Origin of the sequence: Acinetobacter sp. CIP 102136 (assembly GCF_000369685.1) — a bacterium.
In the GTDB taxonomy this organism is placed as follows: domain Bacteria; phylum Pseudomonadota; class Gammaproteobacteria; order Pseudomonadales; family Moraxellaceae; genus Acinetobacter; species Acinetobacter fasciculus.
The window spans coordinates 28,214-44,537 of record NZ_KB850154.1 but is presented as its reverse complement, the minus strand read 5'-3'; the positions used below and the strand labels follow the sequence as shown (position 1 = coordinate 44,537).

The following is a 16,324-nucleotide window of genomic DNA, read 5'->3' as shown; positions in this document are numbered from 1 at the left end:
GCTCTAGTTAAGCTACCTTATTTTGTTGTGGTAGCTGGTCATAGTAAAACTCATCTGGAGTCATTTTGTCCAGACTCGAATGAGGTCGTTTCAAATTATAAAATTCAAAATATGCACTCAATTGCTTTTTCGCATCGGTGACACTGCTATAAGCTTTGAGATACACCTCTTCATATTTAACGCTTCTCCATAACCGTTCAACCATCACATTATCAATCCATCGACCTTTACCATCCATACTGATTTGAATGCCATTTGATTTCAATACATCAATAAATGCATCACTGGTGAACTGACTGCCCTGGTCTGTATTAAATATTTCAGGTGATCCATATTTTTCAATCGCTTCATTTAAAGCCGAAATACAAAAATCCACCTCCATACTAATCGATACCCTATGCGCAAGTACCTTGCGGCTATGCCAATCAATCACAGCACATAAATAAACAAAGCCTTTTGCCATAGGGATATACGTTATATCCGTACACCACACTTGATTACTGCGCTGAATAGCCAATCCTTTGAGCAGATATGGATATTTACGGTGAGCTTGATTGGCCTGACTTAGATTTGGTTTACGATATAACGCATTAATGCCCATTTTCTTCATTAAAGTACGTGTATGACGTCGTCCTATATGATGTCCTTGACGATTCAATAAATCACGCATCATACGGCTACCTGCAAAAGGGTATTGCATATGTAACTCATCCATACAGCGCATCAGCTTCAGATCTGATTCACTCACAGGTTTTGGGCGATAGTAATAACAACCACGGGAGACTTTCAGCAGCTTAGCTTGCTTAGATACTGAAATCTGAAGTGAGTCATCGATTAACTTTTGTGGTTGAAGCGGCCCAGTTTCTTCAACACACCTTCTAAAAAATCAATTTCTAATGCCTGCTCACCGATTTTTGCATGTAGTTTTTTTAGATCGATGGGTGGTTCTGTTGGAGCTTTTGATTGATCGAAAGCTTGCGAGGAAGCTGAAATCAGTTGATTTTTCCAGTCAATAATTTGGTTTTGATGAACATCAAATTCAGCACTCAATTCAGCAAGTGTTTTTTCTGCTTTAATCGCAGCAAGTGCTACCTTAGCTTTAAAGTCATTTGAATGATTTCTTCTTGGTCTACGTGTCATAAAATACTCCATATATTGATGTTTATAACATCATTTGGGGAGCAAAATATCACTTATAAGTGTTGTTCAAATTTCCTGATCCACCTCTCTTTGAGCCAAGTGAATAAATTTGGTGCTTCAGGATAAGATTTATCTAAAATATATTTGTAGTAGATTTCTGCAGGAAAGCATGCCTGAGCAATATTAATCATGAATCGTTCAATAAGATTTTCTATATTCTGCTTTTTATCTAAACAAGCATGTTCAGTTAATATCAATTTCAAATAACCATTAAATATTTCTATTATTGGATTTATGAGAATATCTTTAAATTTTTTTTGCAAAACCAGGGCTGAGATAGAAGAAAAAAGTTCTTCACTATATTGATTAAAGTTTTCTAGAAAATTGCACCCTTCTTCTTCTGCAACACGTGTTAATGCTTTATGTACGCTTTTAGAACTTATCGTAGTATCTAAAATATCTTCTCCTTTTGCAGGGATAATACCTGTAGCATTATAAAAAAACTTTAATAAATCGCCTTGTGAAGGAAAGCCAACAGGTTTCATAATTTATTCAACTTACTTAAAGATAGGTCTTGGCTAGGTATATAAAAATACCTAGCCATTTTTTTACTTTTTAACTTGAGGATTTAATTGAGTACCTCGATTACCTTGATTTTGATCATATGTCGTATTGGTACCATTTGTTCCTTTGTTTGCATTACTAATATCTGCATTATGATTGCTAGTTGATTTTTTGATCATGAGATTTACCAATTGAGTGATATTGAAATTTGATAATAGATGAACATTTGAAAATACTTAAAAAAAAGTGGAGACAAGTTTTTAGGATTATATTTATGAATATTAATTGTTACTTTAGAGTATACCCTAAAGTTACAATCTGAAAGTTCATGAAATTATGTATCATTTAAATGATTTTTAATCATAAGTAACATGTAACTTTAGTATTAAAGATTTATAATTTACGAAATTGTTCATTTTTATCCAATTGGGGCGTGAAAAAGTGAAAGGCCAAAAAGTAGGGTATGTCCGGGTAAGTTCTGTCGAGCAAAACACTGGACGTCAACTTGAAGGAATTGAGGTCGACCGAATTTTTGTTGACCGTGCTTCAGGTAAAAATACTGACCGATCTAAATTTCAGGAAATGTTGAACTATGTTCGGGAAGGGGACAGGGTGATTGTACATTCAATGGATCGTTTTGCGCGAAGCCTAAAAGATTTGGTCACTGAAGTAGATAAACTGGTCAAACGAGGGATCGCTATCCAGTTTGTAAAAGAAAATATTACTTTTACAGCCGAATCCACCCCGATGGATAATTTGATGCTTCAAATGATGGGTGCTTTTGCACAGTTCGAACGTGAGATCATTTTAGAGCGGCAAAAGGAAGGAATAAAACTCGCCTCTGCTCAGGGGAAGTACAAAGGTCGGGTGCATAAACTAAAGCCTGACCAAGCTGAAGCTTTACGACAAGCATGGAAGGAGGGGAAGTATCCATCGAAAATGGCATTAGGGAAAGCTTTTGGGATTAGTCGTCAGGCGGTATACCGATATTTACAAGTTAGTGAATAGCTTATTGGGATTAGCAACTAAATTTAGTTTAACTTATAAAAATCATGAAACACTGTTCGAATTTTAAGCGTGAAACATGAATAATCAATAAAAAGCCGCTCTGGTGCCTTACTTCCTAGAGCAGCTTAATCTAATATACTGAAATTTAATGATAAATATAAAGTGTTTCGTATAAGGTGTATTATGTTAATTTTAGAAAAAACTTAAAATTATCTATTAAAGAATCATATATTTTTGGATTACTTATAAGTGAAATAGCACCTATATAGTGCAGGCTTAGCTAGAAAAACTATAACACTCTAAGAAAGTATGGGTTTTTATGTACAAGGTAATTTCATGAGAAGCCAGATGATAAAATTCGAGGCTCCCCAATTTTGTAAATCAAATATATGCAAAATAATGTGAGTAAGCCGGCAGTACCAGCATTAACACTGGCTGCACTAGGAGTAGTATTCGGCGATATAGGAACGAGTCCATTATATGCATTAAAAGAAAGCTTTCATGCGACACGCGGGCTACCTATTAATGAACTTAATATCCTGGGAATTCTCTCTTTAATCTTTTGGACCATTACCTTAATTGTTTCGCTTAAATATGTTTTGGTGATCATGAGAGCTGATAACAATGGTGAAGGGGGTATCATGGCATTACTCGCCTTAAACCTTAGGCAAAAAGGATTGTCCCGTGGAAAAAGACTGGCAATCATTATCTTAGGTTTCATTGGAGCATCCTTATTCTTCGGTGACGGTATCATCACCCCTGCTATTTCTGTTTTATCTGCAGTTGAGGGACTTTCTGTTGCTGCCCCGTCATTTGATCGCTTCATTATTCCAATCAGTATTGGAATTCTTATAGCTCTCTTTGCCGTTCAAAAACATGGGACTGCAATGATGGGGAAGTTTTTTGGTCCTATTACCCTGTTATGGTTCCTATCTATTGGTGCCATTGGCATTATGAGTATTATTCAAAGTCCATTTGTTCTTGCATTATTCAGCCCACACTGGGCTTTTTTATTCGTTATTAACAATCCTCTTATTTCATTTTTTGTGATGGGAGCTGTGGTTTTAACAGTAACAGGTGGTGAAGCCTTATATGCGGATATGGGACATTTTGGTATTTTACCGATCAAGTTAGGCTGGTTTTTAATTGTACTGCCATGTCTGATGCTGAATTATGCTGGACAAGGAGCATTACTGTTAAGAGATCCTTCGGCTATCACCAATCCTTTTTACCTGCTTCTGCCTTCAGCCCTTCTATATCCTATGATTATTCTGGCTACTGCAGCTGCAGTGATTGCCTCACAGGCTTTAATCAGTGGGGTATTCTCTATGGCTAAACAGGCAATACAGTTGGGATATCTACCTAGGCTTACAGTTTTACATACCTCCGCTTCGGAAATTGGACAAATTTATATTCCATTACTGAACTGGCTCCTGTTTATCTCTATCACCATCTTGATCTTAATATTTGAAAGTAGCAGCAAGTTGGCAGGTGCTTATGGTCTGGCCGTCACTGTGACCATGTTCTGTGACACACTGTTAGTAGCTTTTCTGGCTTATAGTTACTGGAAATGGAAAACATGGAAAGTCTTACTGTTCATTATTCCATTCGCCTTTATTGATCTGGTTTTGCTGAGTTCAAACCTATTAAAAGTACTGATTGGAGGCTGGGTACCAGTCGTTATTGCGGTTATTGTTTTTACCCTCATGATGACCTGGAAAAAAGGCAGAGAGATTCTTCAGGACAAACTGCAGAAGGAAACGCTTCCACTGAATGTGTTTCTTGAGCACCTTGAACAGACAGGTCAGAAAGTGAGTGGAAATGCCGTATTTTTAACTGGAACGCCTCAAGTCGTACCCCATGCGCTTTTACATAATTTAAAGCATAATAAAGTTCTGCATGAACGTAATTTTTTGGTGACAATCAAGACTTCTGAAATCCCGTATGTTGATGAAGCTAAGCGAATCGTTACTGAAGTACTAGAGAATGGTTTTTTCAGAATAACGATCCATTATGGATTTAAAGAAGAGCCTAATGTGCCTCATTCATTGAAACAAGCTTTTTCAGTACTGGATCTTGAGTATGACTTAATGAATACCAGCTTCTTTGTTTCTAGAGAAAGATTAATTCCAAGTCTGTCCAGCAAGATGTCTACATGGCGTGAAAAGTTATTTGTCGCAATGCAAAAAAATACCAGCCCTGTCAGTGATTTTTATAAAATCCCTTCTAACCGGGTGGTAGAGCTAGGTAGTCAGATTGAAATTTAAGAATTTCTAAAATGAATAGGCACCTTTAAATAAGGGTGCCTATCTGATCAGAATAAATCTTTTACTTTAATTTTCCAATAGTTGACCAATCTCTAAAGCTGAATAACCACGTTCTTTAAAGATCAAAATAATTGCTTTTTTATAATCTTCAGAAGTAGAGGTCTTATATTTTGTTATAAGTTGAATTTCAGAATTAAGCTGAAGGTCATTTTTTATCGTCAACACTTCCGTAGAGACTTTATTAAAAATCTTGAAATTAAACATACAGGCGCTCTTTATCAATATTATAGCGGCCCGACTACAACAAATACCTGCCTTAGCTCAGCTAGACACCCTTGGCTGCAAGGATTACAAATTAGACAAGATTCTGCAAGTTTTGCTCCATTGAAAGTATGAATATTCAACAAAGAAGGTTCCATTTAACATAATGGTTGTTATACACAATAAAAAAACCTGGGCACCAACCCAGGTTTAAAATTTAAAAAACAGATAAATATCAGTGCAATAAACTCATTTTTCTAATTTCGCATAACGTGTGTTATGTTAATTTTAAGTATTCTAAAGAAAACACAATTATGCCTTCAATATTTGATTTAAAAAGTTAAACCAATTTTGAGAACTGATTTTCTCGATCAGCGCTTCAGAAAAACCACGTTGCTGCATACGTTCAAGTAGGTAAGGCATATATGTCACATCACCCAACTCCAATGGCAGCAAACAACCGTCAAAATCTGAACCAAACCCAACATGATCTTCTCCCAAATGTTCAAGTAAATAACTGAGATGATCGATAATGGTGTCAATTGAGGTGTTCGGATCACGCTGTCCATCGCTTCTTAAAAAAGCCACATCAAAATTAATACCGACCATGCCATGACTTCGTTGAATGGCTTGTAATTGCGAATCTGTGAGATTTCGCGCTTGAGCACACAAGGCATGCACGTTGGAATGGGTAGCGACAATCGGCTGATTAAAGCCTTTAAGGATATCCGCAGTATCCCAAAAAGCGCGCTCATTCATATGAGAGACATCAATGATCATGCCTTTGTTTTCACAGATGCGTACTAATTCTTTGCCTTGTTCCGTTAAACCTGATCCAGTGTCTGGCGAATGCGGGAAAGATGCATTCAGACCATCCCCAAACCGACTTTTCCGATTCCAAAGTGGCCCGATACTCCGTAAACCTTTTTCATAAAAAGTATCCAAAAGTTTAGGTTCGCATTCTAAAACCTCGGCACCTTCTAAATGCAGCACAATCGCCAATTGCTGATGCTGAAAACAGGTCTTCACTTGTTCTAAAGATGTGCAAATCTGAATTTTGCCTTCAGAACGTAATTGCAACTGCTGAGCCATTTCCAACTGAGCAGTGCAAATCTCAATGATCTGTTCTTCACTAAAATCCGTTGCAGTGCGATCTTTAATTTTTTCCGGATGATGCTTTTGCAAATAGCCGTAAGGGGGGAGAAAAATTGAAAATAATCCTCCCATCCATTGTGCTTCCTGACAACGTTTGAAATCTAAATGTCCAGGCAACGTACCATGAAGGAATTCATGCACTGGATCTTTGGCAGAACTGAGCCATAGACTGGTCAATAGGTCATTATGTCCATCAAAGATCATGTCTTCAAGTGTCCTGATTAGTCGCTCACGGTACGTGTTGGAATCAATTGTTTTTGACTGAGTTGTCTAGAATTTTTAGGATTTCTAAACACCAGTTGATCAAAAGGAATCGGGGTTTCACTTTCGATTCGAGCATTTAAAATCTTATAATGATCAGGTGATTTACCACAAACAGGATCAGCATTTTTAGCATCACCCGTCATCATAAATGCCTGACAACGACAACCGCCATAATCTCGATCTTTATCTGAGCAGCTTTGGCACATGTCTGGCATCCAGTCATCACCACGGAATTCATTAAAGCTCAGTGAGTCATACCAAATCTCGGAAAGTTGACTCTCTTTAACATTTGGGAATTGAATGGGGAGCTGACGTGCCGCATGACAAGGTAGGGCAGTCCCATCTGGAGAGACTGTTAAAAAGATTTTACCCCATCCGTCCATGCAGGCTTTTGGACGTTCTTCATAATAATCCGGGACCACAAAAATCAATTTACACTTGATATTTTGTTCCTGAATTTTTTGACGATATTCATTAGTAATGCGTTCAGCACGAACCAATTGTTCTTTGGTCGGTAATAAGCCTTGACGGTTCTCATAGGCCCAACCATAAAATTGGCAAATCGCCAATTCAACGGTATCCGCTTCCAACTCCAAACAGAGCTCAATGATTTGATCAATTTGATCAATATTATGCCGATGAATAACGAAATTCAGCACCATAGGATAACCGTACTGTTTCACCAGACGTGACATATCATACTTTTGCTGAAATGCATGTTTAGAGCCAGCAAGGGCATTATTCACGACGGGATCACTGGCTTGAAAGCTGATTTGAATATGTTGCAAACCTGCTTGTTTTAACCCTGCAATCCGTGCTTCGTTTAAGCCCATACCTGAGGTAATCAAATTGGTATAGAAACCTTTTTGATGTGCATACTCCACCAATTCTTCAAGATCTTGACGAACTAAAGGTTCACCCCCTGAGAAACCCAGTTGAACGGCTCCCATTTGGCGTGCTTGGTCAAAAACATTAAACCATTCCTGTGTGCTCAACTCTTGATTATGCAAAGCATAATCAAGAGGATTAGAACAATAAGGACATTGTAAAGGGCAACGATAAGTCAATTCAGCCAATAACCACAGTGGCAGCCCTACAGTTGCTTTCATGCTAAATCAATCCAATGTTCACGTTGAGCAACCAACATATATTCAATAATGTCCTGTTTGATTTCAGGGATATCACCAAATTTTGCGGTGACTTTTTGAATAATATCAGCAATCGTGGTTTGTCCATCGATATACTGACCAATTTCACTCGCGCTTTCATTCAATTTGATCATACCTTCAGGGTACAGGAGAACATACGCATTTTGAGCCGGTTCAAACTGAAAACGATAACCTTGACGCCATGTTGGAATAATCGATAAATCTAATTCAGGTAAACTCATTTGAATAATCCCTTATGCCAAACATGATCAGCGGTGACACTATGATAAGGCGCTTGGTTATGCACATAGGCCAAAGTCAAAGCATCTAAAATGGTCCAAAGAATATCCAATTTAAATTGTAAGATTTCGAGCATACGCTCTTGTTCTTCAACCGTTTTAAACGAATCTAAGGTGATGGTCAGACCATGTTCTACATCGCGGCGTGCTTGACTTAGACGAGAACGGAAGTAGGTATAACCCTGTTCTTGAATCCAAGGATAATGTTTCGGCCAAGACTCTAAACGAGACTGATGAATTTGTGGTGCGAATAATTCAGTTAAGGAACTACTTGCTGCTTCACGCCAAGTGGTACGACGCGCAAAATTAACATAAGCATCTACGGCAAAACGTACACCAGGCAATACCAATTCTTCAGAAACCACCTGTTCGCGGGTTAATCCCACTGCTTCTGCCAAGCTTAACCACGCTTCACGACCACCGCCATCAGGATAAATACCATCTTGATCGATCATGCGTTGAATCCACTCTTGACGCACACGTTGATCAGGACAATTGGCCATAATGGCCGCATCTTTCAGTGGGATATTAATTTGGTAATAGTAACGGTTTGCCACCCAAGCCTGAATTTGCTTTTGTGTCGCTTTCCCTTCATGCATCATAATGTGAAAAGGGTGGTAAATATGATAATACTGACCTTTGGCAAGAATCGCTTCTTTAAACGCTTCTGGACTTAAGGCTTCTGTAATCTGTTGCATCATGTCACCTTATAAATCGATCTGCATACCATCGAAAGCCACTTCAACCCTGTGCGCTTTTAATTCTGCAGCTTGTTGAGACTGTTCATTTAAGATCGGATTGGTGTTATTGATATGAATCAGCACATTACGCGTATTTTCGAGTTGATCTAAATAAGATAGAGACCCCCCCTCACCACTAATGTGTAAATGACCCATTTCTTGACCCGTTTTTTTACCAACACCGTATTCTTGCATTTCAGTATCAGTCCACAAGGTGCCATCAATCATGACGCAATCTGAAGCTTGCATGATTTGCATCACTTGATCATCAATTTTGCCTAAACCCGGTGCATAGAAGAGCTGCTTATGGGTTTTTAGATCTTTCACAATCAGTGCAATATTATCGCCATCATGTGGATCGTGACGGTGGGGAGAATAAGGTGGCGCAGCACTTCGAATGATTAAAGGCGTGAACTCTAAATGTTCAAATCCTTCAATTTTAAAAGAAGATTTTGGATCAATTTGACGATATTCAAATCCACCATTCCAATGTTTTAACATATTAAAAATCGGGAATCCTGTAGTCAAATCTTGATGCACCATGTCCGTACACCACACTTTAATCGGGCAGCCTTCACGAAGCGTTAATAGACCTGTGGTATGGTCAAGTTGACTGTCCATCAACACCACATTGGTGATGCCTGTATCACGTAATTTGCGTGCAGGTTGTGCCGCTTTAAAATCAAAAAGCTGCTGACGAATATCAGGAGACGCATTGCATAGAATCCAATCGATACCATTTTCAGAAATAGCGATTGAAGACTGGGTGCGTGCTTTAGCTTGAATCGTGCCTTGACGAAGACCATGACAATTGTGGCAATTGCAGTTCCATTGTGGGAAACCACCGCCCGCTGCTGAACCTAAAACATGAATATACATAGATCACTCTTTCCAAAAAATAAAAGCCCTAGTCGTCTAGGGCTTTTATTTGATTTAAGTCTCTTAAACCTTAGCGTGCTTCGAAATACATTGTGATTTCAAAACCAATGCGGATATCTTGAAAAGCTGGTTTAGTCCATTGCATGGGAATGCTCCAAAAGGATCTTAATAAAGTTAAGATGAATAAAGGAAATTGTCAGATGTATTATATTCCTAGTCAATTAAGATATATACCTTATTTAAGAAACTACTATAATTTTAAGTAGGGTGTAACATATGAATCGTTTATAAACTAGCTTTAAAGCTTTTATTACCTCATTTAAATAGTGGAAATTTCTATGAAATTACACATTCATTTAACATAATTGTGGTTATGCGAAATTCCTAGTATATTAATCTTTTGTCTTATAGCTTTGTATTTTACCAATAGGTAAAATATATTCATAACTTACATCGAAAAGTAGGTAATTAAGAAAAAAATTACAGCGTTTTATAAGCCTTATAGTAACGGGAGAGACTATAGGGCTTTTTATTTATCTTAATATTCATATACCTAATGGATTTGCTTTTCAACTAGTTCCAATTTGTTTAATGCTTGCCGTTTTTTATGATCATTATTAATCTTTACAACTAGAGCTAAAATAAAAACCATCACTATAAAAACAAGGAAAATCAAATGCTTTTTCATCATTAATCCCTTCTTTTGATCTTTAAGAATGCCTTGTTCCTTTGTAAATAGATATGACATAAGGGAAGCACTGATACAAGCCTTTTTAAATGACTTTAGCAACTCGATAAACAGTTGCAACTCCACAATTCACTGCTTTGGCAATTTCTTCCTTAGTCATATTGCCAGCTGCTAGTAATTCTTTTATTCGTTTGTGCTTAGCCTCATTGGCTTTCTTACCTGTTGGCTTGTAACCCGAACGTGCCAGGCCCTGCTTAATACGTTCTATACGTTTCTCATTGTCTAGGCGAGCCATTGTTGCCAGGAGATCAATCAACATATTATTAATGAGTTCTAGGATTGAATGAGTAATGGTGTCACTGGTTTGAATCATTTGGTAGGTAGTAGGAAGATCTGCCACAATTAATCGAAGTCCTTTCTCCTGAATCCTGCGCTTCAGCTCTTGAAAATCTCGTTGGGTTAGGCGTGATAAGCGGTCAATACTTTCAACTAACAAGGTGTCACCTTGATTTGCTTCTGACAGCAGCTTATTCAATTCAGGTCGGTCTAACTTCGTACCACTATAGTTTTCCACGTACACAATGGTTTCACCCAAATTCAAGTTTTGGTTTAGATCCTGAAGAATCTGCAAAGCCCTTTTTGCATCTTGATCTTTAGTTGAAGCTCGTAGATAAATACGTGTATTCATTTCTATCATTTAATCTTAATTCTATTAGATTAATGATAACAACATCATTTAATTATTGCATTAAGTCTAATGATAGATATTGTATGCGATTTGGCTCGCTATCATTCAGCTATACTCTTTTGATAAAAAAGCAGGACTGAAAGCCATGCTTTGGGAGTTCGTATAATACGTATCATATTAATTTTGGAAAAATTAGATATTGATTGGGAGTGACTAAAGCTGTAGAGTTTCTTTTTAAGTGAGTCCCCAAAATGAAATTCCAATTTATATTTGAAAACTTTAAAGCTTTACCAAATGGAACAGATGCTTTCAAGCAGTTAAAAATTTTATGTGAGCAAGAAATTGGCAACAATAATAATTTAGATAATTCGGCCTTATTTCTTATTTATGGGTTTGCGAAGAACTACGTCTTATTGTACGAAGATCAAGAAGTTACTCCTGAATTTGCAAAAAAAGCAAAAAGCCAATTAATTGATTATATGTCTGAACTTAATATTGCTCTAATCAGTCAAGATTCTAATCTTATATTAGAAACTCTTAATAATATTTCAAAAAAATATTTTAAAAGTTCAAGAATATTTTAAATCTTAATAATCAATGAACAAGCTATCATTACAGGGGTTTTTGATTCCCCTTTTTGTCTCATTCTTTGTGAGTGGCATTAACGCTATTCTAGGAGCTTTAAATGAAGATAAATTTTTATTATCAATTGTTTTTTCACAATGGATGATTAATTGGATTATTGCTTATCCATGTCTTTTGTTTCTTGTTCCTTTCTCAAAAAAGATCGTTTTAAAGCTTTTTTATCCTCAGTTGAAATAATGAATGTTATATGAAACGAGGACAATAGACCGTCGTTTTTCACTTTGCATAAGATATTCTACGTTAAGTAGCGGCTAAAAATGCCCTTGATCAAGGGCATTTCGTATAACGTGTATTATGTTAATTTTAGAAAATCTGTTTTAGTTTGTACCTTTTCAAAATTATGTAAAAAGCAAATAAAACACTTATCCAGAACAAATAATCAAAAATAAAATATAAGAAGATAAATTGATCTATTCCTATAATAATATTTAAAGGATCTAGCGCTATACTCCCACCTGGAGATATTTCACCATCTACTAAAAACTGTAAGGGAAATCCTCCTCCAATGACTTTAACTTTTTCAAGTTTGTCTACAACTATACGATCCACTAATGTATATTTCTGATAAAACAAAGATAAATAAGTAAAAATAAAAGATAAGCAATTGAAGTATAAAAATTTTTTCATAATTTTCTCTCATATGTCTACTAATTTTAACAATTTTTAATCAGAGCTTTTTGGAATAATTTGCTTTAATTTCTCTATTATTTTCTCAAAAAATTCCTTTAATATGAAAAGATTAGAATTTATTTTATTAATTTTCCTTGCAGCCTGTAGTCCAGTTACAGAAAAAATAGAATCAAATATAGTTGTTCCACGTATTCACTATACAGGGGGAGCAGATAATGCAAGTTATAGTGAGGCTAAGCTTATTAAGGAAGGTAAATGCTTATATCTAGAACATGCTGATGGCTCTAAAGTTCTGCCAATTTTTGCTACGAAAACTATAGATTGGAATACAGAAACTAAGAGCTTAAAAGTAGATTCAGACACTTATTTTTTAGGTGATAAAGTAGCATATGGAGGGGGCGGCTCCTATCCTCTAGAAAAAAATAATTATTCTTGGATAACTGAAGTAGATCATGGCTGTGATACCTCACAAGTTATAGTTATTAATAAACTCATAAGACCACTTGAAGAACTACCAAAATGAAGAATAGCCTATTTTACTGTCTTACATTAGTTCTACTTATAGGATGCCAGCCATTTGAAAAAAATGGATATATTTTTATTAAAAATCAGACTGATTATCCAATTACAGACCTTAAAGTAACTTATATTAGTGCTCAAAAAACTTATAGCTTAGGTACTCTTTATCCTTATTCAGAATATAAATACGCCATCAATTACGAGCAGCATAATGAGGATTCAATAATCTTTTCATATTTAGATAAAAATCATAAAGAGATTAATCAAGAAGTAGCTACGTATGCAGCCAAATATGATAGGAAAAGTTATGAAATAGTTATTCAATAGAATATAAATTACAATTACTAATTGAACAAAAAAACTTCAATTTGAAATTTCAAAAACTTGATTTTTCCACTAAACAACTATCCATTTAACATAATGGCGGTTATACGAAGTACACTTGTATATTAATTTAAAAATCAATAACTTAAAAATCTCACTATGATCACAAAATGCACAAAAAATTGCTTCTGTAATAAGTTGGTGAGTTTTTAGGCAAATCTGTAACATTTTGCCAAGAAAATTGATTAATAAATGATCATTTTTGGGATCAATGTCTATTTCATGCGGATCTAGGTTGCGAAACTATCCCCAATTGCTGTGGATAAAATTTAGGCTATTTTGTACGCCTGGGCTTACGTAAATTCTGGTTTTTTGCGGCTGTCCAGGATAGGTGGAATTTTCCTATGATGAACTCATCGGGAACAGGAAGTTCCATACAAGAATAACAAGAGATAAGCACAAGGACTGTAAGGTACGACAGGAGTTATACCGAGCGAACCAATACGAAAAACCCCGGCAGGATGCCGGGGTTTTTTATTATTTATAAATCAGAATTTTGCTATTAAGTTTTTTAAAAAGAAATTTAAAGCAGTGTAGTAATCTTTGTGCTCCTTTAAAGTAGCATCATCTAGACAACTAAGACTATTTTCTAAATTAGAAACTTCATCTTGAAATTTTTTTTCAGTTTCATTTGCAGCACTTTCGAAAGCCTTAGAGGTATCATTCCAATACACACTTATACCTTTTATTAATTTATTTTCAAAATCCTCTTTTTCAAATAAATCAACAAGCTTTTTAGCAATTTTTTTCTGCCAACTAGAACCTGTTAACCATGCGAAGATTCCCCCTATTACTACAGCGATTCCAATACCAATTGTAATTGGACCACCTAAAACTGCAACGATACTAGCAGCTGCGGCAGTTCCGCCTACACTAATACCTATACTAGATAAAAAGCTTACTACTGTTGGAACAAGCAAATAGGCTCCTAAGTTGCTGCCAGCTGCAACAATACTGGCCCATGTGGCTAATGCTCCAAACGTTGTTAAGCTTGCTACAGCTCCCATAAAAATACTTTTAGAGTCAAAATCTAATTTTATATCCTTATTAAAACTTTGTTTTTTATCATATTCTTTTAATAAATCATCAATTTGCTCTGATAATTCTACAGATTTCTCTTTAACTTTTTTATTAATAGAGAATTGTATGGAGTCAGATAAATAGCTTGCAGCTAACTGCTGAGCCTCTTTTTTATCCTCATATCTGGATTTAATCATGCTTTCAATATAATCAACAGTTAAATACTTTTTTGTGACAACTTTGACCTCTGAAATACATTCGTTTTTGTATATTTCGATATCTTTTAATATCTTCTCTTTGTATTTTTTCCTATTTATTGAATCAACTTTTTCATCTTCTTTCATGGACTCCAATTGAATTTTCATCTGTTCACGTTGATTAAGAATATTATCCAGATTTTCAGTTAAATTTTTATATTTATGAGAAAGGGCTTCAAGACTTTCTTGAAAGGAAGTATTAAATTTTTCTGAGACTAAAGAAGGTAAGCGATCTTGTAATAAATTGACTAAATTCTTTTCAAATTCTGTACGTAAATACTTCTTATCGGCTGAAAAAGTAAAGAAACGACTGCGGAAATACTCCTCTGTAACTTCTTCTTCAGCCCCTCTTTCTTCAAATTTATACTCAAGATGTTTAAATGCTCTTTTAGCAGCTTTATTTAATAAATCAAAAATATCATTTTGATTTTCAATAATATCTGATCGTGTCGCTATAATAAATAAGTTATCTAAAGATCCAATTTTTTCACTTTCATAGGACGGCAGTACATTTATTAAGCTACCAATATAATCTAAGTCATTTTTACCTAAAAAGCCTTGAGCTGTAGAAAGGTACAAAACAATATCTACAAAAGTTGTTGCCAATTCGGTTCTTTTAGAATCATTTTCATCATTTTCATAACCTGGCATATCCACTAAATCACATGCTAGGAGAATTGGAGCATCGATATAAAGCACTGCATAATGGCTATCTAAGTCTTCATCATCTTGGTGTGTAACATAGCTCTCTAATGAAGCTAAGTTTCCTGCTTTAACACGATGTCTTTTACAATGTTCTTCATCGTTAATCTTATGAATATTAAAATCTTTATCCATCATCCATACATCTTCTATTTGCCAAGATGGTTTATCCGATATATGACGTAAGATGCATGCCACACTAGTCGTGGGTTGATATCTCGTTGGTAAACAACTATCTCCTAGTAAAACATTACATAATCTAGATTTTCCCATATCAAAGTGGCCAAAAACACCTAAACGAGGTTTTCTAGAAATTTGATCAAGATTAGAAATAAGATTATCAATATTCAGCGTCTCAATAACTCCAGAACTAGATTCTGTAATTACTGGGGCATAGTTTAACTGCTCATATATAGTCTTTTTTTTATTTTGGATATCTAAGTAAGGATGTCCAACTGTAATTGGTTCTAATTTACCTTCTAAAAATCCACATATTTCAGCCCACTTTTTTAAAATTTTCATTGGAACATCTTCAGGATCTTCTTCATATCTTGAAATTTGACTTTGTGAAACATCTAAAGCTTTAGCCATTTCAGCTTGTGAAATTTCAGCCAAAGTTCTCATTTCTTTCAAATTTACTAAATTATCAATATTCATAATTCAAGTCTTATTTATTAAAAAAATAAGAATACCCAAAAAAAATACAATACTCAATATTTTAGGGTAAAAATTATTTATTATGCATGTATTGCATATTTTTTTTAATTTACTTATTCTAGCTCTAGATAAAAACGAGGGTTAACTATGAAATATACATATCATTCAATTAATCGCATGAATACTCGTGGAATTTCAAAAGAAATGATCGAATTCACTTTGAATTATGGAAGTATAGATGGCGATGCTTATGTCACTAATAGAAAACTTTTAAACAAAGTAATTCAGCATCTAACTAAACAGCTAGCCTTAGCTAAAAAGTTAATCGATAAGGGTGGGGTAGTTGTGGTGACAGATAATAGTTCTGTAATCACAACTTATGACTATGAAAGCTATAAAGCTTATTAAG

20 protein-coding genes are annotated in these 16,324 nt (G+C 35.3%); 7 read left to right on the top strand and 13 right to left on the bottom strand.

What is annotated here, in order from left to right; translation table 11 throughout:
* Positions 1 to 7: 7 nt before the first annotated feature.
* The 3 genes from F893_RS17790 to F893_RS18420 all read right to left on the bottom strand — a co-directional run bounded on the left by F893_RS17790 (position 8) and on the right by F893_RS18420 (position 1,883).
* Positions 8 to 1,140, bottom strand: a protein-coding gene (locus F893_RS17790; RefSeq protein WP_227554019.1) for an IS3 family transposase whose coding sequence is annotated in 2 segments (ribosomal slippage) — positions 8 to 888 and positions 888 to 1,140 — 1,134 coding nt in all. Because the reading frame shifts where the segments join, the coding sequence is not laid out codon by codon here.
* A 53-nt stretch (positions 1,141 to 1,193) separates the two neighbouring features.
* Positions 1,194 to 1,685 (bottom strand): hypothetical protein, encoded by a 492-nt coding sequence (locus F893_RS18040; protein WP_005254639.1) that lies wholly within the window; start codon positions 1,683 to 1,685, stop codon positions 1,194 to 1,196.
* A 63-nt stretch (positions 1,686 to 1,748) separates the two neighbouring features.
* Positions 1,749 to 1,883: a hypothetical protein gene (locus F893_RS18420; protein WP_265596608.1), complete on the bottom strand. Its 135-nt coding sequence runs from the start codon at positions 1,881 to 1,883 to the stop codon at positions 1,749 to 1,751.
* 262 nt (positions 1,884 to 2,145) lie between these two features.
* Between F893_RS18420 and F893_RS17060 the strand changes: the two genes are divergently transcribed.
* Together F893_RS17060 and F893_RS17055 are read left to right on the top strand one after the other, a co-directional pair.
* Positions 2,146 to 2,712 carry a recombinase family protein gene (locus F893_RS17060; protein WP_005237480.1) on the top strand — a complete coding sequence of 189 codons (567 nt, stop codon included), beginning with the start codon at positions 2,146 to 2,148 and terminating at the stop codon, positions 2,710 to 2,712.
* Positions 2,713 to 3,101: 389 nt separating this feature from the next.
* Positions 3,102 to 4,979 (top strand): potassium transporter Kup, encoded by a 1,878-nt coding sequence (locus tag F893_RS17055; RefSeq protein WP_005254638.1) that lies wholly within the window; start codon positions 3,102 to 3,104, stop codon positions 4,977 to 4,979.
* A 66-nt stretch (positions 4,980 to 5,045) separates the two neighbouring features.
* On the opposite strand, the gene F893_RS17050 is transcribed toward F893_RS17055, so the two are convergent.
* The 8 genes from F893_RS17050 to F893_RS17015 form a co-directional block, all read right to left on the bottom strand.
* Entirely contained in the window at positions 5,046 to 5,243 is a 198-nt protein-coding gene (locus F893_RS17050) for a hypothetical protein (RefSeq protein ID WP_004282105.1), read from the bottom strand.
* A gap of 309 nt (positions 5,244 to 5,552) precedes the next feature.
* Positions 5,553 to 6,599 carry a dipeptidase gene (locus F893_RS17045; protein ID WP_005254637.1) on the bottom strand — a complete coding sequence of 349 codons (1,047 nt, stop codon included), beginning with the start codon at positions 6,597 to 6,599 and terminating at the stop codon, positions 5,553 to 5,555.
* Positions 6,600 to 6,616: 17 nt separating this feature from the next.
* Positions 6,617 to 7,768 carry a pyrroloquinoline quinone biosynthesis protein PqqE gene (gene pqqE / locus F893_RS17040; protein ID WP_005254636.1) on the bottom strand — a complete coding sequence of 384 codons (1,152 nt, stop codon included), beginning with the start codon at positions 7,766 to 7,768 and terminating at the stop codon, positions 6,617 to 6,619.
* Positions 7,765 to 8,049: a pyrroloquinoline quinone biosynthesis peptide chaperone PqqD gene (gene pqqD / locus F893_RS17035; protein ID WP_004781094.1), complete on the bottom strand. Its 285-nt coding sequence runs from the start codon at positions 8,047 to 8,049 to the stop codon at positions 7,765 to 7,767. The genes pqqE and pqqD overlap by 4 nt, the downstream gene beginning before the upstream one ends.
* Positions 8,046 to 8,804, bottom strand: a complete 759-nt coding sequence (gene pqqC, locus F893_RS17030; RefSeq protein ID WP_005254635.1) for a pyrroloquinoline-quinone synthase PqqC — start codon at positions 8,802 to 8,804, stop codon at positions 8,046 to 8,048. The genes pqqD and pqqC overlap by 4 nt, the downstream gene beginning before the upstream one ends.
* A gap of 9 nt (positions 8,805 to 8,813) precedes the next feature.
* Positions 8,814 to 9,725, bottom strand: a complete 912-nt coding sequence (gene pqqB / locus F893_RS17025) for a pyrroloquinoline quinone biosynthesis protein PqqB (protein WP_005254634.1) — start codon at positions 9,723 to 9,725, stop codon at positions 8,814 to 8,816.
* Between the two features lie 70 nt (positions 9,726 to 9,795).
* On the bottom strand, positions 9,796 to 9,870 hold the full coding sequence (pqqA, locus tag F893_RS17785) for a pyrroloquinoline quinone precursor peptide PqqA (protein WP_075107140.1): 75 nt from the start codon (positions 9,868 to 9,870) through the stop codon (positions 9,796 to 9,798).
* Between the two features lie 628 nt (positions 9,871 to 10,498).
* Positions 10,499 to 11,110, bottom strand: a complete 612-nt coding sequence (locus tag F893_RS17015) for a recombinase family protein (RefSeq protein WP_004811709.1) — start codon at positions 11,108 to 11,110, stop codon at positions 10,499 to 10,501.
* Between the two features lie 242 nt (positions 11,111 to 11,352).
* Between F893_RS17015 and F893_RS17010 the strand changes: the two genes are divergently transcribed.
* Both F893_RS17010 and F893_RS17005 read left to right on the top strand, forming a co-directional pair.
* The gene (locus F893_RS17010; RefSeq protein WP_004282109.1) at positions 11,353 to 11,685 is read left to right on the top strand and encodes a hypothetical protein; all 333 of its coding nucleotides are present in this window, start codon (positions 11,353 to 11,355) and stop codon (positions 11,683 to 11,685) included.
* Between the two features lie 13 nt (positions 11,686 to 11,698).
* Entirely contained in the window at positions 11,699 to 11,923 is a 225-nt protein-coding gene (locus tag F893_RS17005; protein ID WP_005254632.1) for a DUF2798 domain-containing protein, read from the top strand.
* 126 nt (positions 11,924 to 12,049) lie between these two features.
* On the opposite strand, the gene F893_RS17000 is transcribed toward F893_RS17005, so the two are convergent.
* Entirely contained in the window at positions 12,050 to 12,373 is a 324-nt protein-coding gene (locus F893_RS17000; protein WP_005254631.1) for a hypothetical protein, read from the bottom strand.
* A 103-nt stretch (positions 12,374 to 12,476) separates the two neighbouring features.
* On the opposite strand from F893_RS17000, the gene F893_RS16995 reads away from it, so the two are divergent.
* Together F893_RS16995 and F893_RS16990 are read left to right on the top strand one after the other, a co-directional pair.
* Positions 12,477 to 12,899, top strand: a complete 423-nt coding sequence (locus F893_RS16995) for a hypothetical protein (protein ID WP_005254629.1) — start codon at positions 12,477 to 12,479, stop codon at positions 12,897 to 12,899.
* On the top strand, positions 12,896 to 13,222 hold the full coding sequence (locus tag F893_RS16990; RefSeq protein ID WP_005254628.1) for a hypothetical protein: 327 nt from the start codon (positions 12,896 to 12,898) through the stop codon (positions 13,220 to 13,222). Before F893_RS16995 ends, F893_RS16990 begins: the two co-directional genes overlap by 4 nt.
* A gap of 545 nt (positions 13,223 to 13,767) precedes the next feature.
* Here F893_RS16990 and F893_RS16985 read toward each other — a convergent pair.
* Positions 13,768 to 15,915 carry a dynamin family protein gene (locus F893_RS16985; protein WP_005254626.1) on the bottom strand — a complete coding sequence of 716 codons (2,148 nt, stop codon included), beginning with the start codon at positions 15,913 to 15,915 and terminating at the stop codon, positions 13,768 to 13,770.
* A 147-nt stretch (positions 15,916 to 16,062) separates the two neighbouring features.
* Between F893_RS16985 and F893_RS16980 the strand changes: the two genes are divergently transcribed.
* Positions 16,063 to 16,323, top strand: a complete 261-nt coding sequence (locus F893_RS16980) for a DUF4258 domain-containing protein (protein WP_005254624.1) — start codon at positions 16,063 to 16,065, stop codon at positions 16,321 to 16,323.
* Position 16,324 lies beyond the last annotated feature (1 nt).